The sequence below is a fragment of the Serratia sp. MMO-28 genome, assembly GCF_037199905.1.
Lineage (GTDB): Bacteria > Pseudomonadota > Gammaproteobacteria > Enterobacterales > Enterobacteriaceae > Chania > Chania oryzae.
The window spans coordinates 1-214 of the sequence record NZ_JBBCVB010000155.1; the positions used below are offsets into that span (position 1 = coordinate 1).

Consider the following 214-nt stretch of genomic DNA (forward strand, 5'->3'; position numbering starts at 1 on the left):
GGAAAGGTTGATGTTGCTGTTGCGCAGCACCCAGCTTCCCGCACCATTGAGGGCATTATTCAATGCAGTCAAGGTGCCGCCCGCATAGGTATCAAAAATCAGCGTGCTGCCGCTGCCAATGCTGACGCCACCGGTGCCCAGATTGGCGTTCTGCGAGACGGTCAGGGTACTGCTGCCTATCAGGTCAAACAGGCCGGCAAAGCTGCTGTTAGTG

At 57.0% G+C, this 214-nt stretch carries 1 protein-coding gene; it reads right to left on the reverse strand.

Annotated features, from left to right (window positions below):
* The coding region (locus WG891_RS26960; protein ID WP_337265258.1) for a hypothetical protein at window positions 1-214 on the reverse strand (214 nt) is incomplete at both ends.